The 23,167-nt window shown below is 40.9% G+C and carries 25 protein-coding genes; 21 read left to right on the top strand and 4 right to left on the bottom strand.

Annotation, left to right across the window (positions count from 1 at the left end; genetic code table 11):
• Window positions 1-126 precede the first annotated feature (126 nt).
• Together EO112_RS05305 and menA are read right to left on the bottom strand one after the other, a co-directional pair.
• On the bottom strand, window positions 127-948 hold the full coding sequence (locus tag EO112_RS05305; RefSeq protein WP_009353368.1) for a MetQ/NlpA family ABC transporter substrate-binding protein: 822 nt from the start codon (window positions 946-948) through the stop codon (window positions 127-129).
• 176 nt (window positions 949-1,124) lie between these two features.
• A complete protein-coding gene (gene menA / locus EO112_RS05310; protein ID WP_009353274.1) occupies window positions 1,125-2,030 on the bottom strand; it encodes a 1,4-dihydroxy-2-naphthoate octaprenyltransferase in 906 nt (301 codons plus the stop codon).
• Between the two features lie 316 nt (window positions 2,031-2,346).
• Between menA and EO112_RS05315 the strand changes: the two genes are divergently transcribed.
• The 3 genes from EO112_RS05315 to EO112_RS05325 are packed head-to-tail and all read left to right on the top strand — an operon-like array spanning window position 2,347 to window position 5,533.
• Entirely contained in the window at window positions 2,347-3,804 is a 1,458-nt protein-coding gene (locus tag EO112_RS05315; RefSeq protein ID WP_127163323.1) for a nicotinate phosphoribosyltransferase, read from the top strand.
• 12 nt (window positions 3,805-3,816) lie between these two features.
• Window positions 3,817-4,629 (top strand): hypothetical protein, encoded by an 813-nt coding sequence (locus tag EO112_RS05320; RefSeq protein WP_127061530.1) that lies wholly within the window; start codon window positions 3,817-3,819, stop codon window positions 4,627-4,629.
• 4 nt (window positions 4,630-4,633) lie between these two features.
• Window positions 4,634-5,533 carry a hypothetical protein gene (locus EO112_RS05325; protein ID WP_062401485.1) on the top strand — a complete coding sequence of 300 codons (900 nt, stop codon included), beginning with the start codon at window positions 4,634-4,636 and terminating at the stop codon, window positions 5,531-5,533.
• Window positions 5,534-5,535: 2 nt separating this feature from the next.
• On the opposite strand, the gene EO112_RS05330 is transcribed toward EO112_RS05325, so the two are convergent.
• Entirely contained in the window at window positions 5,536-6,039 is a 504-nt protein-coding gene (locus tag EO112_RS05330) for a methylated-DNA--[protein]-cysteine S-methyltransferase (protein ID WP_127163325.1), read from the bottom strand.
• A 130-nt stretch (window positions 6,040-6,169) separates the two neighbouring features.
• Here EO112_RS05330 and EO112_RS05335 point away from each other — a divergent pair, with 130 nt between their 5' ends.
• The 15 genes from EO112_RS05335 to atpC all read left to right on the top strand — a co-directional run bounded on the left by EO112_RS05335 (window position 6,170) and on the right by atpC (window position 19,086).
• Window positions 6,170-6,544 carry a RidA family protein gene (locus EO112_RS05335; protein ID WP_009353332.1) on the top strand — a complete coding sequence of 125 codons (375 nt, stop codon included), beginning with the start codon at window positions 6,170-6,172 and terminating at the stop codon, window positions 6,542-6,544.
• Between the two features lie 126 nt (window positions 6,545-6,670).
• A complete protein-coding gene (locus EO112_RS05340; RefSeq protein WP_009353335.1) occupies window positions 6,671-7,663 on the top strand; it encodes a YitT family protein in 993 nt (330 codons plus the stop codon).
• A 1-nt stretch (window position 7,664) separates the two neighbouring features.
• Window positions 7,665-9,389 (top strand): phosphoglucomutase, encoded by a 1,725-nt coding sequence (locus EO112_RS05345; RefSeq protein WP_164723952.1) that lies wholly within the window; start codon window positions 7,665-7,667, stop codon window positions 9,387-9,389.
• Between the two features lie 192 nt (window positions 9,390-9,581).
• Window positions 9,582-10,604, top strand: coding sequence for a glycosyltransferase family 4 protein (locus EO112_RS05350; protein WP_062401490.1), 1,023 nt, complete (start codon window positions 9,582-9,584; stop codon window positions 10,602-10,604).
• Window positions 10,605-10,980: 376 nt separating this feature from the next.
• Window positions 10,981-12,126, top strand: a complete 1,146-nt coding sequence (gene wecB, locus EO112_RS05355) for a non-hydrolyzing UDP-N-acetylglucosamine 2-epimerase (RefSeq protein ID WP_127163327.1) — start codon at window positions 10,981-10,983, stop codon at window positions 12,124-12,126.
• Between the two features lie 188 nt (window positions 12,127-12,314).
• Window positions 12,315-12,518: an AtpZ/AtpI family protein gene (locus EO112_RS05360; RefSeq protein WP_164723754.1), complete on the top strand. Its 204-nt coding sequence runs from the start codon at window positions 12,315-12,317 to the stop codon at window positions 12,516-12,518.
• Between the two features lie 9 nt (window positions 12,519-12,527).
• Window positions 12,528-12,914, top strand: a complete 387-nt coding sequence (locus EO112_RS05365; RefSeq protein WP_127010979.1) for an ATP synthase subunit I — start codon at window positions 12,528-12,530, stop codon at window positions 12,912-12,914.
• A 14-nt stretch (window positions 12,915-12,928) separates the two neighbouring features.
• The gene (atpB, locus tag EO112_RS05370; RefSeq protein WP_009353413.1) at window positions 12,929-13,600 is read left to right on the top strand and encodes a F0F1 ATP synthase subunit A; all 672 of its coding nucleotides are present in this window, start codon (window positions 12,929-12,931) and stop codon (window positions 13,598-13,600) included.
• A 20-nt stretch (window positions 13,601-13,620) separates the two neighbouring features.
• The gene (atpE, locus tag EO112_RS05375; RefSeq protein ID WP_009353316.1) at window positions 13,621-13,893 is read left to right on the top strand and encodes a F0F1 ATP synthase subunit C; all 273 of its coding nucleotides are present in this window, start codon (window positions 13,621-13,623) and stop codon (window positions 13,891-13,893) included.
• Window positions 13,894-13,922: 29 nt separating this feature from the next.
• Entirely contained in the window at window positions 13,923-14,417 is a 495-nt protein-coding gene (atpF, locus tag EO112_RS05380) for a F0F1 ATP synthase subunit B (protein ID WP_009353350.1), read from the top strand.
• A gap of 4 nt (window positions 14,418-14,421) precedes the next feature.
• On the top strand, window positions 14,422-14,988 hold the full coding sequence (atpH, locus tag EO112_RS05385; RefSeq protein ID WP_009353260.1) for an ATP synthase F1 subunit delta: 567 nt from the start codon (window positions 14,422-14,424) through the stop codon (window positions 14,986-14,988).
• A gap of 2 nt (window positions 14,989-14,990) precedes the next feature.
• Complete coding sequence (gene atpA, locus EO112_RS05390; protein ID WP_009353315.1) at window positions 14,991-16,526, top strand: F0F1 ATP synthase subunit alpha; 1,536 nt, start codon at window positions 14,991-14,993, stop codon at window positions 16,524-16,526.
• Between the two features lie 3 nt (window positions 16,527-16,529).
• The gene (gene atpG / locus EO112_RS05395; protein ID WP_009353387.1) at window positions 16,530-17,384 is read left to right on the top strand and encodes an ATP synthase F1 subunit gamma; all 855 of its coding nucleotides are present in this window, start codon (window positions 16,530-16,532) and stop codon (window positions 17,382-17,384) included.
• Between the two features lie 22 nt (window positions 17,385-17,406).
• On the top strand, window positions 17,407-18,825 hold the full coding sequence (gene atpD / locus EO112_RS05400; protein ID WP_009353331.1) for a F0F1 ATP synthase subunit beta: 1,419 nt from the start codon (window positions 17,407-17,409) through the stop codon (window positions 18,823-18,825).
• 3 nt (window positions 18,826-18,828) lie between these two features.
• The gene (gene atpC / locus EO112_RS05405; RefSeq protein ID WP_127163329.1) at window positions 18,829-19,086 is read left to right on the top strand and encodes an ATP synthase F1 subunit epsilon; all 258 of its coding nucleotides are present in this window, start codon (window positions 18,829-18,831) and stop codon (window positions 19,084-19,086) included.
• A 71-nt stretch (window positions 19,087-19,157) separates the two neighbouring features.
• On the opposite strand, the gene EO112_RS05410 is transcribed toward atpC, so the two are convergent.
• Complete coding sequence (locus EO112_RS05410) at window positions 19,158-20,324, bottom strand: pyridoxal phosphate-dependent aminotransferase (RefSeq protein WP_127163425.1); 1,167 nt, start codon at window positions 20,322-20,324, stop codon at window positions 19,158-19,160.
• Between the two features lie 379 nt (window positions 20,325-20,703).
• On the opposite strand from EO112_RS05410, the gene EO112_RS05415 reads away from it, so the two are divergent.
• The 3 genes from EO112_RS05415 to rlmH are packed head-to-tail and all read left to right on the top strand — an operon-like array spanning window position 20,704 to window position 23,161.
• Complete coding sequence (locus tag EO112_RS05415) at window positions 20,704-21,816, top strand: RuBisCO large subunit C-terminal-like domain-containing protein (RefSeq protein WP_127163331.1); 1,113 nt, start codon at window positions 20,704-20,706, stop codon at window positions 21,814-21,816.
• A gap of 5 nt (window positions 21,817-21,821) precedes the next feature.
• Window positions 21,822-22,634 carry an MBL fold metallo-hydrolase gene (locus EO112_RS05420; protein ID WP_127163333.1) on the top strand — a complete coding sequence of 271 codons (813 nt, stop codon included), beginning with the start codon at window positions 21,822-21,824 and terminating at the stop codon, window positions 22,632-22,634.
• A 47-nt stretch (window positions 22,635-22,681) separates the two neighbouring features.
• Window positions 22,682-23,161: a 23S rRNA (pseudouridine(1915)-N(3))-methyltransferase RlmH gene (gene rlmH / locus EO112_RS05425; RefSeq protein WP_127010969.1), complete on the top strand. Its 480-nt coding sequence runs from the start codon at window positions 22,682-22,684 to the stop codon at window positions 23,159-23,161.
• The last annotated feature ends 6 nt before the right edge of the window (window positions 23,162-23,167 follow it).

Here is a 23,167-nt window from a genome sequence, read left to right on the forward strand (position 1 = left end):
AGGGTATATGCAAAAACAACAGAGGCAAGTTGAGCGAATCAACTTGCCTCTATTGTTGTATAGTTAAGTATGTATGATAGTTGTTAGTGTTTTTTTATTTGGAGGAGTCTATTCTAAGCGATTTCATTAGAATGCTGGAAGAATAGCACCTTTGTATTTGTCTTCGATGAATTTTTTGATTTCAGGGCTTTGTAAAGCTTTGATCAATTTTTGAATATCTTCACGTTTTTCATCGCCTTCACGAACGGATACGATGTTTACATATGGAGAATCTTTAGATTCTAAGAACAATGCATCTTTTGTTGGGTTCAAGTTAGCACCTAATGCAAAGTTTGTATTGATTACAGAAATTGTGGAATCATCTAATGTACGAGGTAATTGAGCCGCCTCTAATTCAACGAATTTTAAGTTTTTAGGGTTATCTTTGATATCTTGTACTGTAGCAGAAATGCTGTTAGGATCGTTCAAAGTGATTAAACCAGCTTTGGAAAGCAATAGTAATGCACGACCACCATTTGTCGCATCAGATGGGATTGCTACTTGAGCGCCATCTTGTACTTCTTTCAAATCTTTTACTTTTTTAGAGTAAATGCCCATTGGCTCGATGTGTACGGCACCTGCTGTTGCAATGTGAGTACCTTTTTCTTTGTTGAAGTTTTCTTGGTAAGGAATGTGAGCAAAGAAGTTCGCATCAATTTCTTTGTCATTCAAGGACACGTTTGGTTGTACATAGTCGCTGAACTCGATGATTTCTAATTTAATGCCTTCTTTAGCAAGGATTGGTTTTACTTGCTCTAGGATTTCAGCGTGAGGTACTGGGGAAGCACCAATTTTCAATGTTTTACCTGCATCGGAACCAGTGGAGCTAGTGCCAGTGGAACCACAGCCACCTAACAATAAGGCAGCGCCTAATACAGCCGTAGCGGCTAAACTAAATAATTTCTTCATTTGTTATCTCCTTTTCTTTGTGTACTTACATAGTGAATTTCTACTTGCTTAGTATAACAAGAGTTTTGTTATAAGTAAAATATGTTATATATCTAAGGTGTTATAGTTATTGACTATGAATTAGATGGCTACTACTGTGAAAGTAATAAAGACTCCCCTCATAAAGAATGCTAGTTTTATATGATTGTATTACATAGGAGTCCTATAGCCCACAAGAAGTGATACAGTGTACAAGATATAGAAGTAAACTTCATAGCTTCGTTTAATCGTATTGGATCTGCATAGGTGTTGAAGATATGGATGACTTTCATAGCAGGCAGTAAGGAAAGTAAAGCTACTAAGGAAGGCCATGGGATAACTCCGCAGATAGTCCATATTAGTATCCATAGAGAGCTAATGAGGAAGAGCCCTTGTAACAGTTGGAGGCCTCTTTCACGGCCAAGAAGAATGACTAAGGTACGACGACCGTGGTTCGCATCGTTTGTAAAGTCACGTAAATTGTTAGTCATCATAATAGCACCGATTAAGATGGTGGACGGTACGGCAGGAATTAGATAGGTCCAGTGCAAGGTGTGAGTCCAAGCAAAGAGGGTAATGCCCACGATGGCAAAACCCATGGCAAGACCAGAGGCGAGTTCACCAAAAGGGGTACGAGAAATGGGTTTAGGTCCACCAGAGTATAAGATGCTAGTCAGTATGCAAAGCGTGCCTACAGGAATATACCACCATGTGACAGCCTTAGCGAGGGCAATGCCTAAGATGAGTGGAAGTATAGTCGTCATATATCCCCAACGTTTGATAATCGCTGGAGAGATGCCATCACGGACAATAGAACCACTATTTCCAGCTGCTTGTGTGAGGTCAAGACCAGATTTAAAATCAAAATATTCATTCCAAATATTGGCTGCGATTTGCGCGCTTAACACACAAATTAGAATGCCTACGGTATACACCAAGGATAGCCAAATAGGTTGTACGGTTTCAAACTGCGTAGCCCCCATAGCAGCGCCTAGTACAACAGGACTGAAAGCTGCAGTCAAGGTGCGTGGACGTATTAATGCAAAGAATTGTGAAAGATTCATAGAGTGTCCTTTCTTTCAAAATGTTATGTGGATCTTTAACAGCTAATGTATGCTCATGTTAGCAAGATGTACTCGCTGTAAATAATATAATTATCATACCACAAGTATAGTGACAAACCAATATGCAGAGGCCTCGTTGCAATAAGGAGGAAATGATAAAGCACCTATGTTGATAAATAAAAAATATAGTGTATAATTTGAAATATAGGGTATAATAAAAAATAATAGAAACACTATAAGTATATAAGTGGTTAACTCGTAATGATCTGGTGATGCAAGAGATAACACTAGTTGCGAGTAGATATAGGAGTTGTTTATGATTACACATGCTCTATTAACAGATATGTATCAATTTACCATGATGCAAGGTTTATTTACGCAAAACAAACATCGTACTCGTTGTGTATTCGATCGCTTTTACCGGATGAATCCATTTCAAGGCGCCTATACTGTGGTCGCTGGATTGGAACAAGTTATCGAGTATGTGAAAGGCTTACGTTTCTCTGAGGATGATATTATCTATTTACGACAAACGGGTGTGTTTACAGAAGAATTCTTGACATATTTAAGCACATTCCGCTTTACTGGCACCATCTATGCGGCCCCAGAAGGATCTGTGGTATTCCCGGGGGAAGTGTTACTTCGTGTAGAATCTGCCAAGGATGAGGCCATTTTATTGGAAACAGCATTATCTATGTTTTTAAATCATGAGTCCTTGATTGCGACCAAAGCACGTCGTATCCGATCTGTCATTGGCAAGGATGGAGTAGCAGAGTTTGGTATGCGAAGAGCCCAAGGGGTGAGCGCAGCTGTACAAGGAGCTAGAGCAGCTTTCATAGGAGGCTTTGATAGCACTAGTGATGTGTACAGTGCTGCTTTGTATGGCATGCGACCTGTAGGGACTATGGCACACAGTTGGGTCATGAGTTTTCCTACTGAAATTGATGCATTCCGTGCGTATGCAGACCAATACGAAAATAATTTGGTGTTTTTAGTGGACACCTATAATACACTACATAAAGGTGTGCCTGCGGCCATCCAAGTGTTCCAAGAGATTCGTGAACGCCGTGGGGGCACGATGCCGTCTATTTATGGTATTCGCTTGGATAGTGGAGATTTGGCATATTTATCTATCGAGGCTCGTAAGATGCTAGATGAGGCAGGATTTAAAGAGGCATTAATTTTTGCCACCAATGATCTAGATGAATATAAAATTGCAGACTTGAAACAGCAAGGAGCAGAGATCACAGCGTGGGGTGTAGGTACAAAACTGATTACTGCCGATGAAACACCAGCCTTAGGTGGGGTGTATAAACTAGCCGGTCAATGGGAAGGGGACACCTTTATGCCAGCCATGAAATTTTCAGATAATATTGAAAAGGTAACAAATCCTGGCAAGAAAAAAGTATTGCGCCTCATCAATGTACGAAATCATAAGCTCATTGGTGATTTAATTTGTTTAGACCACGAAACAGTGGACACCACACAGGACTATGTGTTTAAAAATCCATTGTATCCATGGAAACACACTGTGTTGAAGGCAAATAGCTTTAAAATACAAGAACTATTGGTGCCTATTTTTGTAGATGGAGAATTGGTGTACAGTGTACCTTCCTTGGCACAGGTGAAAGCCTATGGAGAAGAGCAAATTCAATTACTATGGCCAGAATTTTTACGACTTCGCCGAGCACCAGAGGTGAAAGTTAACATCAGTGAAGAATTGCATCAATTAAAATCTAAATTATTGTTGGAAAAAGTAGGGGAGCCTAGTTAGGAAGGAGTTATTATGAATTGGAAATGTGTGATGGCTAGTGTGGCATTAGTCGGGACGATGCTTTCAGGATATGCAGCATCGATTATACTAGATGGACAAGGTAGTGTAGAGTTACCTAGCTATGTTTCGGTAGTTAACCATGATGATCTCATTGATGGTGGTTTAAAAAAAGAAGATACGGTTCGTAAGGTAGGTTCTAATCATTGGCATATAGATGAAACAGAGGCTAAGTTGCTAGATAAAATTGTCAAAGATGTGGTGCAACGGGGGCAACGGTATCAGTTGCAAGGACGTGATGAACGGGGATTACATACAGCAGAGTTGGTACACCTTCATATGACAGGTGAGGAAGCGACTGAGGTGTGGAAGATACGATATAAAGGAATGACGATAGTGCCACAATCTGTAGGAGAAAAATTATATAACAAAACAGTGAAAGAAGTACAAAATATTGGACTCTACAATGTGGATCTTATGGGTGGAAAACGTATAGAAAAGAATGGCGCAGCATTAGTTCCCTTTGTTACAAGTACTAATCCAGAGTTCAGTAGTACTGAGATTGTGAAAGCCGTATTACCACTTGTGAACGTAAGATTTCTTGATGGAGAGATGATGAAACCTGTACGCCTACAAGGCGATACAGGATTGTATACGCATGGTAGAGTGCAATTGGATGTGGATGGATTTGTGTTACCTGCGTATATTAGTTTTATAGGACGGTATGGTCAAGATGGGGTATCTATCACTCTAATAACGACGGCTGATACATCGAGATCCTATTGGCAACCTGTTATCAAGAGTCTGTTAGGTGTGAAGGGAGAATAAGTAGATGAAATTATGGAAGCAAATGGGACTGGCTGTCATAGTGACCAGCCTTATGATGGGCTATGGACAAGTGTCAGCACAAGTACATGATGATACTTATAGTGCAATAGCTAGTACTAAGCCAATGGCAAAGGGGGAAGTAGGAGTTCCTTCGAGTACTATCTTAGATGCCGAGAAAAAACGTCAAACTGGTGACGAAATCATGGCAGAGTTCGATGCGATGTTAGAACAGAATCCATTGACTGATTTGCGTCAAACCGTAGGGCCAAAGATTACCGTTAAGCAATTGTCTTCTTCAAAGTTAGCAGAGGTAGGAAAAGGGTATGTGTATGCCAACCTAGGTAAAGTGAGCACTACAGTTGGTGTGGTAAAGGACTATACGGGACTGAAGAACATGAAAGAGGGACTTAAGCTAGGACATTATATGGATGTTTATGAATTACAAGGGGCTGATCAATATGGTTTAAATACAGCTTGGGTTCTTGTATTTCCACTACCTAAAGAGTTGTTAATGAATGCGCAATCATCGCTATCATACGGAAAAGAGGGACTTTCATCAGCAGAAATGGATAGAATTACTCGTGATGCAAACGACTTATTAAACCATTTTAATATTCATATTGCAGAAGACAGAGATATTGATTATTCTCAGAATAAACGTCCAGCAAAGATACGATTACGGAATGTAGAACCATTACATACCTTAACAGATACTAAATATGGTACGATGACAACAGCGGGAAATATGACCTATGATATAACAGGGATTCAATATCCTGGATATCTGCGTTTAGCCCTAGTGGGAACACCAGAGTATTTAACAACGATTGTCATGGGTACTACCGAAGTGGAAGGAACATTCTTTAAGCCGTACTTCTTGCAAATGTTACAACATATAAAGTAATTTTACTTGTCTACGAAAGATATATTTTCGATGGATAGTAAGGCTCGCTTAATGGATAGCCCTCCTGTGTAACCAGTGAGGGCGTTTCCTTTGCCTAACACACGATGACAAGGGATGATGAGAGAAATAGGGTTAGCACCAACGGCAGATCCTATGGCTTGGGATCCTTTAGGAATAGGGGAGTTAAATACACGTTGGCTTAGCTCTCCATAAGTAAGGGATGTGCCGTAGGGAATATGCTGTAACTGAGACCATACTTTTTGTTGGAACGTTGTGCCTTGAGGTGCTAAGGGAATCATCATCGTTGGGACTTGTCCAACGAAGTATTGATCTAGCCATTGGATAGTTTGTTGCAAAATGGGGGAAGAAATAGTCTTGTCTATGACCACTGGTTCTTGAAAATTTACAGATTGAGTTGGAAATGTAAGCCCTACTAAGGCGGAGGCTGTGGCATATAGTGTAAGAGTGCCCAAAGGGCTTTCATAAGTAGTATAAATAATAGACATATAGGTACTCCTTATAGAGGTATGCAAATAAAGTACAATAGAAGTATGAAAAATAGCTACACTTCGATACCATTACATGCTATACTAGTGATATATTATAAATGTCTTATGGTAATGAAAGGGGACAACTATGAAACAAGTGTATACAGAGCAAGCACCAGCAGCATTAGGACCATATTCTCAAGCTTACAAAGCGAATGGTTTTGTGTTCATTTCTGGTCAAGGCGGTATTGATCCAGCACAAGGCGCTCTAGTAGAAGGTGGCGTGGAAGCACAAACATTGCAAGCGATGAAAAACATCGAAGCTATCTTAAAAGAAGCAGGCACTGATTTTTCTAAAGTTGTAAAAACAACATGCTTTTTAGCAGATATGGGTGACTTTGCCAAATTTAATGCTATTTATGCTGAGTATTTTACATCTAAACCAGCTCGTAGTTGTGTGGCAGTCAAAACATTACCAGCTAACTTCTTAGTAGAAGTAGAAGTGATTGCCCTAGCAGAATAGTATATTGTATTATACCATAAGCGGTTTAATAAGTACTAAAAAGCTGTTACATTATGATTGACTCTTAATGTGGCAGCTTTTTGCTTATGGTCAGATGATGGAAGTAGTGATAGAATAGGTGAAATTATGTTAAGTAAACCAAAATATTTAAGTACGGTGAAAGCCATAATACATATTATTATTGGATCGACGGTGTTTGCAGTAGGGGTACAAGGATTTATTGTACCGCATAAACTTTTAAGTGGTGGAATTAGTGGTCTAAGCTTGATTATTTATTATGTGACACAAGGTATATTAAGTTTAGGTTCTATTAACTTTCTTTTGAATATACCTGTGCTGTACGCGGCATGGAGATGGTTAGGACGTTGGCACCTAGGGATTACCATCTTAGGCACTATCATTATGTCTATTTTGATCAACCTATTGTCTCCATTAGAAGCCTTGGAATTAACAAAGAATCCAATTATTGGAGGTATCTTAGGGGGTCTATTCTCTGGATTGGGTCTTGGTATCGTCTACCGTGGTGGCGGTAATACGGGTGGTATGGATCCCATTGCTATGATTATTCGGAATCGTTTTGGATTACAAATAGGCAGTATCTTATTTGGTATTAATATGATGATTCTCATCGTTGGTGCTATTGTTATCAATATTGAGGCGGCGGCTACCACTTTGATTAGTACCTATTTAGCAGCGATGGTAACCAATAAGGTAATTACTGGTTTTAACCAACGCAAGGCAATGTTTATCATTTCCTATAAACCAGTGACGATTTGTAATTTAATCATTGATAAAATCGGTCGTGGTGCTACGATTTTGAATGGAGAAGGCGCCTATACACATCAGCCTAAACAGGTTATTATGGTAGTAGTAAGTTTGTTGCAAGTGGCTCGCTTGAAAGCTGCCGTAGAAGCGGAAGATCCAACAGCATTTATGGTTATCACGGATGCAGCAGAGGTTATCGGCACAGGTTTCTCGGCAAGGTCTACGAATGGTGCTGTAGAACGGGTATTGCAAACCTGTGATCCAGTGAAAGCGGCTGAAGCAGAGCAAATGATTCATGAAGTGCAAATGGCAAGAAATGAAATCCCTTCCCAAGAGCATAAGGAGGAACACTAATATGGTACATCCATTGGCAGGACAACCTGTAAAAAAAGAAGATTTGATTCATGTAGATACAGTTGTGAAAGACTTTTTTCGCATTGTTCCTAATCATGAGACTTTAGAAGAACGAGTAAGCTTTGGTACGTCTGGACATCGAGGGATTGCATCCAAAGGGACCTTTAATGAACTCCATGTGGCAGCCATTGTACAAGCAATTTGTGATGTGCGTCAAGAATTTGGTGCTACAGGACCTTGCTATATTGGACAAGATACACATGCCTTATCACAACCAGCTTTGCAAGTAGCCATTGAAGTCTTGTTGGGAAATCGTGTGAAAACACGTGTGGATGCACATCGTGAATTTGTGCCTACTCCAAGTGTGTCTCGGGCTATTTTGCGACACAATGCAGATACAACAGCAGAGAATGTAGCAGATGGTATTATTATTACGCCTTCTCATAATCCGCCAGAACATGGTGGTATTAAATACAATCCACCTCATGGGGGCCCTGCAGATACAGCAGTGACAAAGCGGATTGAAGCCTTAGCTAATGAATATTTGCAAAAAGGCTTAGATAGCATTCAACGATTTTCCTTTAATCATCTAGTGGGTGCTCATGAAAGTGCTCATTGTGGTTGCTGTCATCATGAAGAAGAGCAACGGATGGCTCCAGCTGCAATTTCTATAGACGAAGCGGGACAATATTTAGAACCATATGATTTTAAAATGGCCTATGTAAAAGAATTGCCTCAGATTATCAATATGAAAGCAATCCAAGAAGCCAATCCAAAGGTGTTAATTAATGCGTTAGGCGGCAGTGGAGGGGCCTATTGGCATGCCATTGCTGAGGAGTATAATCTAAACTTTACTATCATTAATAGTGACTATGATCCAACATTTAGTTTCATGTCCTATGACCATGATGGTGCTATTCGTATGGACTGTTCTTCCCCATATGCTATGGCAGAGGTAGCAAAAAATTTAGGGGACCATGAACTAGCTATTGGCAATGACCCAGACTATGATCGTCATGGCATCGTCACAGAAGAAGGTTTGTTAGCACCCAATCAATATTTAGTAGTAGCTGCTAAGTATTTGAATGAAACTCGCCCTTGGGAAGGGAAAGGTGTTGGAAAAACAGCTGTTGTGACAAGCTTGATGGATGCCTATTGCAAAGATTCCAATCATCCAGTCTATGAAGTGCCAGTAGGTTTTAAATATTTTGCTCCATTATTATTTGATGGACGCATAGGCCTAGGGGCAGAGGAGAGTGCAGGAGCGTCCTTCTTGCAACAGGATGGAACCGTATGGACTACTGATAAAGATGGCATCATTTTAGGACTTTTAGCGGTGGAAATGGTATCCACTACAGGGAAAACTCCGGCACAACACTATGTAGATATGACGGAACAATGGGGAACACCGGTGTTTCAGCGTGTAGATATGCCTTGCACAGAGGAAATAAAAAGTGCTTTAAAAGGTATGAAACCTAGTGATGTGACTATGACAAAATTAGGAGGCAGTCCGATTCTAGATATTCGTACGACCTCTTTATTTGAAGAACAACCTATCGATGGTGTCAAAATTGTGACAGATACGGGTTGGTTTGTAGCACGACCATCAGGAACAGAAAACTTATATAAAATGTATGCAGAGTCCTATTTAGGCGAAGAAGGGCTGGCGCAGCTGATGGAAGATGGTAAACACATTATTGAAGGGTTAGTAACAAAATCTATTTAGTTGGTAACTGTCTTTAACAAGTCCATGAAGAGTAGGGAGTCCATGTACTTACTGAGTCTGTTCTTGTATGTACTGTGTTTAGCTGATATAATTAATAAATATGGTCTATATACAATGAACTAAGTATTCGAATAACAGACTATTGACAATCATTTGTTATAATCATGAAATACCACGTATGGAGGTGGTGGAATGACAGTATATTTATGGGCCTTTGTCATTGCTCTCGTAGTAACGTATATTTGCACGCCTTTGGTGAAACAATTTGCTGTTAAGGTAGGTGCTATTGATAAACCAGATGCACGTAAGGTGCATCAAGTGTCAATTCCACGATTAGGTGGATTGGCCATCTATATTGGCTATATGGTATCTTTGCTATATAGTGTGAAAGATGTGTCTTCTGTCAAAGGATTAATTGTAGGTTCAATTATCCTAGTAGCAGTAGGGATTTGGGACGATATTAAGCAAATTGGTCCAAAAACAAAATTAATGGGACAAATTTTGGCGGCTCTTATGTTGCCACTATTTGGCAATGCGGTGCATTTTATTAGCATTGGTGACCATCTATTGTATTTAGAATATTTTGCTATACCGTTGACGGTATTTTGGATTGTAGGATTTACGAATATTGTGAATCTCATTGATGGATTAGATGGATTGGCAGCAGGGATTTCTCTCATTGCGTGTATTACGATTTGTATCGTGACTTTGCAAATGGGGCAAATCGAATTGGCTTGCATTACTTTGGCATTAGCTGGGGCGGCTTGCGGATTCTTGCGCTACAACTTTAATCCTGCCAAAATATTTATGGGTGATACAGGCAGTATGCTATTGGGTTATACCATGGCAGCTATCTCTGTCATGGGCAGTGTAAAAACGGCAGCGACTGTGGCATTGGTGGTACCTGTGATTGTGTTAGGATTACCAATTTTAGATACTTTATTTGCCATTGTACGTCGACGTATTAATGGACGCCCTGTATTCCAACCAGATAAAGGACATTTGCATCATCGTCTACTGGCGATGGGGCTCACACAAAAACAAGCTGTGTTGCTGATGTATGCCATCACTGCACTTTTAGGTTGTGTGTCTATCGTGGCGGCAAAAGCAAACTTTGTCATAGGAGTCTTGCTAGTGCTTGTTATACTTTGTGCATGCGTGTGGACAGCAACAAAAATTGGGATTATATCCAAAGACAACGACGTTCGTAAATAGCTATGCAAAACGCCAGGAGCTCAGGCTTCATGGCGTTTTTTATTTTTAGGCAAAGGAAAAGCGTGGCACATTCCTGAACAAACGGTATTTCATAATGTTTGTTCAGGAATATGCCACGCTTTCTAGTGTTTGTAGAATTAAGTATATTACGCCATGTTGCTTACACTTATGGCGTTTTGTCTAGTGTTTGCTCACTCTGTGAGGGGAGGGTTGTGACGTTTTATTTTGATGTACTTCTTTACAGTTTCTACTAGTATGGAAGGCTTGTACATGATACAATAGAGATAATTGAAAAAGCTTAATAAAGTGATTTAGGAAAGTTTGTATATGACGGCTTTCATGGTAAAGGAAGTAAACGAAATATGTGGGAGGTACTATGTTAAAAGTCATGACCATATTTGGGACACGTCCTGAGGCAATAAAGATGGCACCAGTTGTTAAGGCTTTGGAAGCAGCGCCTGATATGGAGTCTATTGTAACGGTAACGGCACAGCATAGAGAAATGTTAGATCAGGTGTTGCATTTGTTTTCCATAACACCTAATTATGATTTAAATATTATGAGTCAAGGGCAGACCTTGTATGATGTAACTTGCCGTGCCTTAATGGGACTGCAAGAGGTATTGAAAGAAGCAAAACCTGATGTGGTGCTTGTTCATGGCGATACGACCACTACTTTTGTGGGGGCGCTAGCGGCATTTTATGAAGGGATTCCTGTTGGGCATGTGGAGGCAGGTCTTCGGACGGGTAATATTTACTCTCCATTTCCTGAGGAGATGAATCGTAAGTTGACAGGTGCTATTGGGACGTACCATTTTGCACCCACCACTACATCAGAAGCAAACTTATTGAAAGAAAATATTAATCCAGATCACTTGTATGTAACAGGAAATACGGTTATTGATGCATTACGTACAACGGTGAAGGAAGAGTATACATTCAAGGAAGAGTTGCTGAACAAAATTGATTACGTGAACCAAAAGGTTATTTTGGTGACCACTCATCGTCGTGAGAATTTAGGTGATCCAATGCGCAATGTGTATGAGGCAATTCGTGATATTATTGGAGAACATGAAGAGCTTGAAGTTATATTTCCTATGCACCGAAATCCAAAGGTACGCAGTATTGTACAAGAGGTACTAGGTGATATGCCACGTGTACATTTGATTGAGCCATTAGAATATGAACCATTTGCAAACTTAATGGATCGGACCTATCTTATTATGACAGACTCTGGTGGTATTCAAGAGGAAGCGCCATCTTTGGGTAAACCTGTACTAGTTCTTCGTGATACGACAGAGCGACCTGAAGCAGTCCAAGCAGGTACAGTAAAATTAGTGGGCACTGATAAAGCAACTGTATACTCCACAGCTAAAGAGTTAATTACGAATGCAGAAATGTATACTACTATGTCAAATGCAGTGAACCCTTATGGGGATGGATTAGCATCAGAACGAATTGTACAAGCCTTACGGCATGAATTTTTTGAGCATCAAGAAAAACCATCGTCCTTTGGAAAATAATAGTCGATGTATGCATTCTAGTTATAATTAAGTTGATAGCTACTTTCATTGACTGTGTAATTGAGGAATGTACACGGTTTTGAATCAAATCGTCTGAAAAGTTTTGATAGATATAAAATTTATATATTGTTAAAATTGTTCTCATTGGTGGTATAATCTACGATGTTAGAGGTATAGGAGGTATGTCTATGGGGAAAGAAAAATCAGATCTATGGATGGCTATCTCCAAAGCATCAACTACGGGATTTACTATACTTTGTTCTATCGGTATCTGTATGGGTCTTGGTTATGCCATTGATCACTATGTGGGAACGCACCCTTGGGGCGTACTCCTAGGTGGATTAATCGGTGGATTTCTAGGCCTCTACGGTGTCATACGTCAGTGTATGTAAGGAGACTGTATGAAAGAATATATAACCTATATCAAAAGTCATTGCCGATGGATACTGTCAGTGGCTATACTAGGTGTAGTCGTGTTATGGATACTGGACTGGACTCAACACATCACGGGTTGGCTATGGGGCATGATGACATATGTTGTATATTTCTTGTATTTAGCCTTTCAAACCTACAAGATGAAAGACGCCACCTTAGACGATGTGAAACGTCGAGTTTGGATTGGTGTTATGAGTCGGTTTAGCTTAATCGTATTGTTAGTAGGCATAAGCACGCAGATCCCTTCTATTTCCATGAAAGGTGTACTAGGCGGAATCTGTGTGTTTGTTCCTATGCAATATGTTGAGTATAGTATGTATGTACGTCAACGTAATAGGGAATCATCTATGTGAAAGGGGGTGGGAATATGGAGTTACATGCAGGGCATCATCATGTTGTTCAATGGATGGGCATATCCTTTAATATGGATACGCTATACATGACGTGGTTAGTGATGGCAATCATTATTGTGGTCACACTATTAGCTACACGGTCACGGGCCATGGTACCACAGGGGATTCAAAATGTGATGGAAGGCGTGCTAGAAGGATTGACTGGTCAGTTTAAAACGAACCTAGGCAATCAGTGGAAGTTTTTAAGCTCCATCCTATTTACGTATTTTCTGTTTATTTTGGTGAGTAATGAATTGGGCTTGATTCCAAGTCCGCATATCTTGGCATCGCCAACAAATGACATTAACACCACCTTGGGATTAGCCATTTCAAGCTCAATTCTTGTATGGATTGTAGGCTTGAAAGTAAAAGGAATTGGCTATTTTAAGCATTTTGTACAGCCATTTAAATTATTTATCATCATCAACTTAATGGAAGAAATAGCGAAACCTGTCACATTAGCCTTCCGTTTGTTTGGTAACATACTAGCGGGAGAAATTCTTTTAGAATTATTATATGCCTTGGTACCCTATGTACTTCCTATCGTATGGTTAGCCTTTAGTCTAGCAATCGGTATTATTCAAGCGTTTATTTTTGCCATGCTCGTTACCTCGTATTTGGGGATGACAATTGGAGATGGACATTAATAGTTTAGGAGGAAATCATAATGGAATTATTATTAGCAAAAGCGTATGTATTGGTTGGTTCTGCCATTGGCGCTGGTTTAGCAATTGGTTTAGCTGCGATTGGTGCAGGTATTGGTGACGGTCTTGTATCTGGTAAAGCTTTAGAAGGCATGACTCGTCAACCAGAACAATCTGGTAAATTGTTCACAAATATGTTAATTTCTGTAGGCTTGATTGAAGCGGTGCCTATTATCGCAGCAGTTATCGCGATTGTATTAGTGTTCGCAAACCCATTGGTAGACTTACTTAAATAATAGACATTAGCTAAGAGGAGGTATGACCGTTGGTAGATTTAAACGGCACACTCGTACTTCAGATTTTGAACTTTATTGTGCTAGTGTTGATTTTAGCAAAGTATGCGTATAAACCGTTATTGCAAACCATGGAAGAACGGAAACGTCGCATTGAGAATGATCTTACCAGTGCAGAACAAGCTAGAGAAGAAGCGGCTGCGTTGAAAGCTGAATATACAGCGCAATTGCAAGAAGCTCGTAAAGAAGCACAAGGGATTATCGAGACCGCAAAACAACAAGCAGAAGCAGAATCACAAGCACAAATCAAAGAGTTACGAGCTCAACTAGTGAAAGAAAAAGAAATCGCCCGCCAAGAAATTGAACGGGAACGGGAAAAAGCAATGCAACAAATCCGTGCAGAAGTTGTGAATTTGTCTGTACAAGTGGCTGGTAAGTTAATTGGAAAAGACTTTTCCAGTGCTGATAATGTAGCTCTTGTAGAGGATACCATTGCAAAACTTGATAGTACAACTATAAGGTCGTGATACGATGAGTGTAGAAAGAATTGCAGAAACATATAGCTCCGCTATATTTGAATTAGGACAGGAATCAGGTTTGTTACCACAATTTGATACAGATCTTTCCTATGTGCAAGATTTATTTTCCACCCATGAGGAATTACGCCAAATTTTAATCAATCCTATGTTAGAAGTAGCGGGAAAAAAGAAAATTTTACAACAAATCTTTGGTAGTGAAGTGCATCCATTGATTATGAATTTTCTCAATGTTATGGTGGACCGCCGTCGCAGTCCCTATATCATGGAAACAGCTCGTGCTTACGTAAAACGCTCCCGTGAAAGTCGCGGTATTTTGGAAGCGAAAGTAACGGTTATAGAACCACTTTCAGAGGCAATGCGGGAAAAAGTATTGCGTAAGTTACAAGAGATTACTGGCAAAGAATGTGTCATCGAAGAACATGTGGATCCATCCATCTTAGGTGGCATGGTCATTCAAGTGGGAGACACTCGGATTGATGGAAGTATGGCTAGACGATTGGAAGAATTAAAAAAATCATTGCTTAATGCAAGTACCAATAAGATTGGGGTGAATGGTTAATTATGAAAATGACGCCTGAAGAAATTACTGCCATTATTAAACAGCAGATTCAGGACTATAATGTTGAATTAAACGTAGATGACGTAGGAACTGTTCTGGAAGTAGGGGACGGTATTGCGCATATCTACGGTCTTGAAAAAGCCATGGCTGGCGAATTGTTAGAGTTACCTCATGGCGTATATGGCATGGTACTCAATTTAGAACAAGATAATGTAGGCGCCGTTCTCCTAGGTAATGACTTCTTAATTAAAGAAGGCGATGAAGTGCGCCGTACAGGCCGCATCATGCAGGTTCCTGTAGGAGATGGCTTAATTGGTCGTGTTGTGAATGCCCTTGGTCAACCTATCGATGGTAAAGGTGAAATTGTGGCAGAAACATATCGTCCTGTAGAATACCCAGCACCTGGTATTGCAGATCGTAAATCTGTATTTGAGCCAATGCAAACTGGTTTGAAAGCCATTGATGCGATGGTACCAATCGGTCGTGGTCAACGGGAGTTGATCATCGGTGACCGTGGTACTGGTAAAACAGCGATTGCTATTGATACGATCTTGAACCAAAAAGGACAAGATGTGATTTGTATCTATGTAGCAATTGGTCAAAAAGAATCTACTGTAGCTCGTGTAGTACAAAAATTAGAAGAAGCAGGGGCTATGGACTATACGATCGTTGTGTCTGCTGGTGCTTCTGAAGGGGCTCCTATGCAGTACTTAGCACCATATTCTGGGGTAGCTATGGGCGAACATTTCATGTACCAAGGTAAACATGTACTTTGCGTATATGATGATTTAACAAAACAAGCTGCTGCCTATCGTGCGATGAGTTTGTTGTTACGTCGTCCTCCAGGACGTGAAGCGTACCCTGGTGACGTGTTCTACTTACACTCTCGTTTATTGGAACGTTCGGCAAAAGTATCTGATGAATTGGGTGGCGGATCTATTACAGCTTTACCAATTATCGAAACACAAGCAGGTGACGTATCTGCCTATATCCCAACGAACGTAATCTCCATCACTGATGGACAAATTTTCTTGGGTACAGATATGTTCTACTCTGGTGTTCGTCCAGCAGTTGACGTAGGCTTATCCGTATCTCGTGTAGGTGGTAGTGCGCAAATTAAAGCGATGAAACAAGTAGCTGGTAAATTGCGCTTGGAATTGGCACAATATCGTGAATTGGCTGCTTTCGCGCAGTTCGGTTCTGATTTGGATGCCTCCACAAAAGCACAATTAGATCGTGGTGAACGCTTAACTGAAATGTTGAAACAACCACAATACTCTCCGTTAAAAGTAGAAGAACAAGTGGTATGTTTATATGCAGGTATTAATGGCTATTTCAAACGATTAGCTGTTCATGATGTACCAGCATTCCAAGATGCCTTATTACACTATGTACATGGTAATTATGCCAATGTATTAGCATCAATTAGAGATACTAAGAAATTAGAAGAAGATACAGAAAAAACATTGCAACAAGCGATTTTAGAATGTATTGATGTCTTTGGTGCTACTCACGAATTATTACCAGAGGAGGCGTAATCTATGAGTAGTGCACAAGACTTACGCAAGCGTATAAAAAGTGTCACTAATACGCAGCAAATTACAAAAGCTATGAAGATGGTAGCATCTGCTCGTCTACGTCGTGCACAACAAAAAGCGAAAGGTACTGAACCTTATACAGAACGTCTCCGCCACATGCTGCATCAAAGCATGTCCTCTCTAGATGGGGGCGCAGATTTACCGCTACTCACAGTTCGTCCTGTGAATAAGGTAGCCTATGTGGTGGTAGGTGCGGATAAAGGTTTGGCTGGTGCTTATACTAGTAATATCATTAAATACGTGCAATCCTTGCTCAAGGATACGCCAACAGATGCCTATGGTTTATTCACAGTGGGTCGTAAGCCAACGGAATATTTCAGAGGCCATGGCTATTCTGTAGTCTCTGAGTTGCAAGGTTTTTCTGATAAACCAGGCTTTCATCATGCTCAAGACATTGTGGAACAAGTGAAAACCATGTTCTTGTCTGGTGAGGTAGATGAAGTGGTATTGGTATACACTAAGTTTGTGAACTCCTTATTGCAAGAAGTGACTCATGAGCGCTTATTACCTCTTTCATTAGAGTCCGATACAGCAGAGGTCGGTGAAAGTTTATTCTATCCGGACCAAGGGTCTGTATTGGAACAATTGTTGCCAGCCTATGTGGAAAGCACTGTATATAATGCATTGCTACATGGGGCGGCTAGTGAATTAGGTGCCCGTATGACGGCCATGACATCCGCTACTGATAATGCAGGCGAATTGATTGGTACCTTGCACTTAGAATACAATAAGTTGCGCCAAGCAGGTATTACTAACGAAATTTCTGAAATCGTAGGCGGTGCAAACGCATTGCAATAATAGATAAAGGAGTATCTCGTATATGAGTACAAATATAGGTAAAGTAGTTCAGGTTATTGGACCGGTGGTAGACGTAGTCTTCCCAAAAGGTGAATTGCCTGCTATTTACAACGCAATTACTATTACAAAAGGCGACGAACAAGCATCTAAGATTGTTGTAGAAGTGATGCAACATTTAGGTGATGACACAGTTCGTTGTGTTGCTATGAGTTCCACTGATGGATTGACTCGTGGTATGGAAGCAGTGGACACAGGAGCCGCTATTTCCGTTCCTGTTGGTGATGGTGTACTAGGTCGTATTTTCAACGTATTAGGCGAAACAGTAGACCACGATCCAGCAGAAGTGAAAGTGAATGAACATTGGCCAATTCACCGTGCGGCTCCAAAATTTGATGAATTAGCACCAGAAACTAATATTTTAGAAACTGGTATTAAAGTCGTAGACTTAATTGCGCCATATGTAAAAGGTGGTAAAATCGGTCTATTTGGCGGTGCCGGTGTAGGTAAAACAGTTCTAATCATGGAATTGATTCATAACATCGCTACAGAACATGGTGGTTACTCCGTATTCGCAGGCGTTGGTGAACGTACCCGTGAAGGGAATGACCTTTGGAATGAAATGAAAGAGTCTGGCGTATTGTCTAAAACAGCGCTTGTGTATGGACAGATGAATGAGCCTCCTGGAGCTCGTATGCGCGTAGCTTTAACTGGTTTGACGATGGCGGAATATTTCCGTGATGTACAACAACAAGACGTGTTGTTATTCGTAGATAACATTTTCCGTTTCATCCAAGCTGGTTCCGAAGTATCTGCCTTGCTAGGTCGTATGCCATCTGCCGTTGGTTACCAACCAACATTGGCCAATGACGTAGGGGCCTTACAAGAACGTATTACATCGACAAAAGAAGGTTCCATTACGTCTGTACAAGCCGTATATGTACCTGCCGATGACTTGACTGACCCAGCGCCAGCAGCGACATTTGCTCACTTGGATGCTACTACAGTATTGTCTCGTTCCATTGCAGAACTTGGTATTTACCCAGCTGTGGATCCATTGGATTCCACTAGCCGTATCTTGGATCCATTAGTATTAGGGGAAGAACATTACTCCGTAGCTCGTGGCGTACAAGAAGTACTTCAAAAATACAAAGATTTACAAGATATCATTGCTATCTTAGGTATGGAAGAATTGTCTGAAGCGGATAAATTGACAGTAGCTCGTGCTCGTAAAATTCAACGTTTCTTGAGTCAACCATTCTTCGTAGCCGAAGTATTTACAGGCAGTCCTGGTAAATATGTGCCATTGAAAGAAACATTGCGTGGTTTCCGTGAAATCCTAGAAGGTAAACATGATGACTTACCGGAAAGTGCTTTCTACATGGTGGGAACTATCGATGAAGCTGTTGCCAAAGGAAGGGACATGTTAGGGAAAGGAGAATAATCTATGAGTACCATGCATGTAACAATTATTACTCCTGATGAAACAGTGTTTTCTGGAGATGCAACTATGGTGGTAGGAAAAGCTCTTGATGGAGAGTTTGGTATCCAACCGCATCATATACCTTTAGTGAGCGCTTTGGCGCCAGGGGCGATTCGCATTGACCATGATGGCAAGCGTGAAGAATTTATACTACTTGGGGGATTCCTAGAAGTGGAAAACAATTCTGTGTATATCACGACGGCCTCTTGTGAACGTGCCTAATTACATATCGAAGAGATAGAAAAAGGGTTGTACCGAACTACCGTAGTAGTGTTGGTACAACCCTTTTATGGTTACTTCTGTAATGTTGTTAAGAAAATTTGTATTCTTCGTAATGCCTCTTGGATGGTTTCCTTAGAGGATGCATAGGAACAGCGAATGCGGTTAGCACCGCAGGTGCCGAAGGCAGAGCCTGGTACAACCGCTACATGTTGTTGCTCTAGCAATTGTTCACAGAAATCTTCATCGGACAGACCAGTTTGAGAGATGTCAGGGAACACATAGAAAGCTCCTTCTGGAACGGCAATCGGTAAGCCCATATCTTGGAATCCTTTTACGATCATGTCACGGCGTTCTAGGTAATCTTGACGCATAGCGATAACGGAGTCATCGCATTCGTTTAGAGCTACGATGGCAGCGTGTTGCACTGGTGTAGCAGGTGCAACGATGCTGTACTGGTGCAATTTAATGCAAGCTGTAATGAACTCAGAAGGTGCACAAAGGAAGCCGATGCGAAGACCTGTCATGGCATAGGACTTAGAGAAACCGTTTAAGATGATAGTGCGCTCTTTCATGCCCGGCAAGGATGCCATAGATACATGGTCCTTGTGGTAGGTGAGTTCCGAGTAAATTTCGTCAGAGATGACGATCAGGTCATGGGCTTTCGCGAACTCCGCAATAGGTAATAGATCTTCGTAGTCCATGATGGCTCCTGTAGGATTGCTTGGATAACACATTAAAATAACTTTTGTCTGTTCTGTCACAAGCTTTTCCAATTCTTCTACACGAAGTTTAAAGCCATCTTCTAAATGTGTGGGTACAGGAACCGCTTTGCCACCACACATGTGAACTTCTGCTTGGTGAGCTACGTAGGATGGATTTGGGATTAACACCTCGTCGCCTTCGTTCAAGAGGGCACGCAAAGACAAATCGATGGCTTCACTAGCACCGATGGTGAGCATCATTTCATCCGTGCCGTAAGATACGTGGTAACGGCGGTTGTACCAATTGCTAATGGCTTCGCGTAATGGCAAGATGCCTGCATTGGGGGAATAATTCGTTTCCCCTCGTTCCACGCTGGCTACCAGTGCATCTAGTACAGGTTGTGGTGGGATGTAATCGGGTTCCCCAACGCAAAGAGAAATCACATCGTCCATAGCCATGGCTTTTTCCCAAAATTTACGAATCCCAGAAGGGGGAAGTGTTTGTGTCATAGTTGAAAGATAATTGTTCCAGTTCATAGATTGTCCTTTCTGATACATGATGCATGTATTTCTATGTCAAATGTCAGGATGTTGTGTCAACTGATATGGATAGATGCTCTTAAGAGTGCATACAGGCGGTTACAACACCTAGTGGAATGATAGAATAAATAATAGTAACAGTGTACCATATTCTTAGAAAAGAACCTAGTCGATTATAGGTTCTTTTTTGTTGCATATAGTGTATAATTGTAGGTATGACATAGTATTTCATAAGAACTTATGTCATACTATAAAGATAGAGAATCAGATAACAGATTCTCAAACACTGTTGCCGTAGCATTTTGGTAACAGACCTTCAGATTGATTATAAAAAGATAAAATAGAGTATATTGTAATGATGGGAAAGGAGTTACCGATGGAAACATTTTCCGTTACCTATGCATTGCATGTTCCAACGTATGAAGAGGCGAAGCAAGTGGCTTGGTCCATACAGGTGGAGCAAACCATTGAATTTCCTTATGAATTATTAGGGGAAAGCGACCCACGTCGTCATATGGTGGGACAATTGCTTTCCTTGGAAGAAAAAGAAGATTGTTTTTTGGCAAAGATTGCCTACCCGGTGGAGACATCAGGATTGGAAGTGACACAGTTTTTAAATGTAGTCTTTGGCAACTCTTCCCTACAACCACACATTTGGGTAGTGGATATTGAGTTTAGTCCTAGTTTGCTAGATGTGTTTACAGGGCCTAAGTTCGGCTTAGCTGGCATTCGAGAATTATGCCAGACCCCAACTCGCCCCATGATTCAAGCCGTAATTAAACCTATGGGGACACCCAATGAAGAGTTGGCTCGCATGTGTCATGCCTATACTATGGGCGGTGCCGATGTGATTAAGGATGACCATGGATTGACGAATCAATCGTTTTCTCCCTTCAAAGATCGTGTGTCACGATGTGCCCATGCAGTACAGGAGGCGAATGCTAAAAGTGGTCATCACACCCTCTATGCAGCCAATGTATCTGGGGATGGAACAGACGTGCTAGAGCGGGCCCATTATGCGAAAGAAGCAGGTGCTACAGCTCTGATGGTAGCCCCTTCCTTAATCGGATTTGGCTGGCTACATCGATTGGCTACCGATGATTCTTTGAACTTGCCGCTCATCGTGCATCCTGCTATGATGGGTGGATTCACATTACCCGGTACATCAGGGATTGCCGCCACGATTTGGATGGGCTTATTGCCACGTATTTTCGGCGGGGATATGAATATTTTTGTGTCTTATGGTGGCCGATTTACGTTTAAACCAGACTTATGTCGCCAAATTTGTGATAGTAATCGTGGACCATTGGCGTCGATTAAATCGTCTTGTCCATCTCCAGGTGGTGGCGTGACTGAGGCACGTTTGCCAGAGTTGGTAAACATTTACGGCAAAGATACCATGTTCCTTGTAGGAGGCGATATGTTCCGCCGAGGGCCAGATTTGACGGATAATATGAAAGCTTTCATAGATGTATTAGAAAGAAGCTAGGAACAATGACGATAAAAAATAAAGAGTTAGAAGTTCATGTCGTAGCTAGCGGTAGTAAAGGGAATTGCACCATTATTCGCAGTTCTCACAGTGCAGTGATTGTTGATGCAGGGATTAGTTGCCGAAGGATTACTAATGCTTTGCAGGATTTAGAGATACCCAAACATATGGTAGAAGGGATTGTTATTACCCATGAACATTCTGACCATATTGTAGGGGTACCACAAATGATTAAGCAAATGGGTTTACCTATTATCACAAGACCTAATACAGCACGGCGTCTTATGGATAAATTTGGCGTATCTGCGGAGTGCTTTCAAACGTTAGGAACGAAAGAAGTAACCATAGGAGATATGGTGTTGCAACCATTTTCTACGAGTCATGATGCGGTAGATCCCATTGGTATCACTTGTTATAAAGGGCAGACAAAAGCAGCTTTATTAACGGATACAGGCATGGTATCAAAGGAGATGCTAGAGCATCTACATGATACAGATTTGTTGGTATTGGAAGCCAACTATGATGAGCATATGTTGTTATATGGACCATACTCACCAGATTTAAAACGTCGAGTGAAGAGTCATGCAGGTCATCTATGTAATATGACGGCTATGAAAGTATTATCAGCCTTGAGACGACCTAAGAATATGGAAGTTATTTTTGCCCATCGTTCAGAGCAGAATAATTCTCTCCACTTAGTAGAACAATTATCAGAGCGTTTGTTAAAGTGGTGTAAAACACAAGGGCAAATGGGATTTACTGCATATCATGGGGATCCCAAAGAGTATACTTCGATTGGTATATCTAATCATACATAAAACGCCTTAGTTTGAAATATAGTAAACATCTTAGGAGATATGATAGTATGAAATTTTCTATCTATTGTATAGGAAAGTTAAAAGAACCTTATTTGCGGGAAGGGGTGGCGGAATTTGTTAAACGATTGCAACCCTATGGGGGTGTGACGATTACAGAACTGCCGGAAAGTAAATTAGGAGATAAACCTAGCCCATCAGATAAGCAAAAAGCACTCTATGATGAAGGGCAACGGTTATTGAAATATTGCAATCCCCAAGCCTTTGTTGTGTTGCTAGATGTGTACGGCAAACAAATGAGCTCAGAGGAATTGGCAAAACGAATTAGTGAATTAGAAGTGCAAGGACATAGCGAGATGGTATTCTGTATTGGTGGAGCCTTTGGTGTGTCTGAAGAATTACGACAGCGGGCACAGTGGAAATTATCCATTAGTCCCATGACTTTCACCCATCAAATGGTGCGTCTCGTACTGGTGGAACAATTATATAGAGCTTGTAAAATTAATCGAAATGAACCATATCATTGGTAAGAAAGG

Origin of the sequence: Veillonella sp. VA141 (assembly GCF_003992175.1) — a bacterium.
GTDB lineage: Bacteria > Bacillota > Negativicutes > Veillonellales > Veillonellaceae > F0422.

Excerpts from the sequence above, each read along its gene's own strand:
- EO112_RS05305 (WP_009353368.1), bottom strand. The coding sequence starts at position 948 with ATGAAGAAATTATTTAGTTTAGCCGCTACGGCTGTATTAGGCGCTGCC.
- menA (WP_009353274.1), bottom strand. The coding sequence starts at position 2,030 with ATGAATCTTTCACAATTCTTTGCATTAATACGTCCACGCACCTTGACT.
- EO112_RS05315 (WP_127163323.1), top strand. The coding sequence starts at position 2,347 with ATGATTACACATGCTCTATTAACAGATATGTATCAATTTACCATGATG.
- EO112_RS05320 (WP_127061530.1), top strand. The coding sequence starts at position 3,817 with ATGAATTGGAAATGTGTGATGGCTAGTGTGGCATTAGTCGGGACGATG.
- EO112_RS05325 (WP_062401485.1), top strand. The coding sequence starts at position 4,634 with ATGAAATTATGGAAGCAAATGGGACTGGCTGTCATAGTGACCAGCCTT.
- EO112_RS05330 (WP_127163325.1), bottom strand. The coding sequence starts at position 6,039 with ATGTCTATTATTTATACTACTTATGAAAGCCCTTTGGGCACTCTTACA.
- EO112_RS05335 (WP_009353332.1), top strand. The coding sequence starts at position 6,170 with ATGAAACAAGTGTATACAGAGCAAGCACCAGCAGCATTAGGACCATAT.
- EO112_RS05340 (WP_009353335.1), top strand. The coding sequence starts at position 6,671 with ATGTTAAGTAAACCAAAATATTTAAGTACGGTGAAAGCCATAATACAT.
- EO112_RS05345 (WP_164723952.1), top strand. The coding sequence starts at position 7,665 with ATGGTACATCCATTGGCAGGACAACCTGTAAAAAAAGAAGATTTGATT.
- EO112_RS05350 (WP_062401490.1), top strand. The coding sequence starts at position 9,582 with ATGACAGTATATTTATGGGCCTTTGTCATTGCTCTCGTAGTAACGTAT.
- wecB (WP_127163327.1), top strand. The coding sequence starts at position 10,981 with ATGTTAAAAGTCATGACCATATTTGGGACACGTCCTGAGGCAATAAAG.
- EO112_RS05360 (WP_164723754.1), top strand. The coding sequence starts at position 12,315 with ATGGGGAAAGAAAAATCAGATCTATGGATGGCTATCTCCAAAGCATCA.
- EO112_RS05365 (WP_127010979.1), top strand. The coding sequence starts at position 12,528 with ATGAAAGAATATATAACCTATATCAAAAGTCATTGCCGATGGATACTG.
- atpB (WP_009353413.1), top strand. The coding sequence starts at position 12,929 with ATGGAGTTACATGCAGGGCATCATCATGTTGTTCAATGGATGGGCATA.
- atpE (WP_009353316.1), top strand. The coding sequence starts at position 13,621 with ATGGAATTATTATTAGCAAAAGCGTATGTATTGGTTGGTTCTGCCATT.
- atpH (WP_009353260.1), top strand. The coding sequence starts at position 14,422 with ATGAGTGTAGAAAGAATTGCAGAAACATATAGCTCCGCTATATTTGAA.
- atpA (WP_009353315.1), top strand. The coding sequence starts at position 14,991 with ATGAAAATGACGCCTGAAGAAATTACTGCCATTATTAAACAGCAGATT.
- atpG (WP_009353387.1), top strand. The coding sequence starts at position 16,530 with ATGAGTAGTGCACAAGACTTACGCAAGCGTATAAAAAGTGTCACTAAT.
- atpD (WP_009353331.1), top strand. The coding sequence starts at position 17,407 with ATGAGTACAAATATAGGTAAAGTAGTTCAGGTTATTGGACCGGTGGTA.
- atpC (WP_127163329.1), top strand. The coding sequence starts at position 18,829 with ATGAGTACCATGCATGTAACAATTATTACTCCTGATGAAACAGTGTTT.
- EO112_RS05410 (WP_127163425.1), bottom strand. The coding sequence starts at position 20,324 with ATGAACTGGAACAATTATCTTTCAACTATGACACAAACACTTCCCCCT.
- EO112_RS05415 (WP_127163331.1), top strand. The coding sequence starts at position 20,704 with ATGGAAACATTTTCCGTTACCTATGCATTGCATGTTCCAACGTATGAA.
- EO112_RS05420 (WP_127163333.1), top strand. The coding sequence starts at position 21,822 with ATGACGATAAAAAATAAAGAGTTAGAAGTTCATGTCGTAGCTAGCGGT.
- rlmH (WP_127010969.1), top strand. The coding sequence starts at position 22,682 with ATGAAATTTTCTATCTATTGTATAGGAAAGTTAAAAGAACCTTATTTG.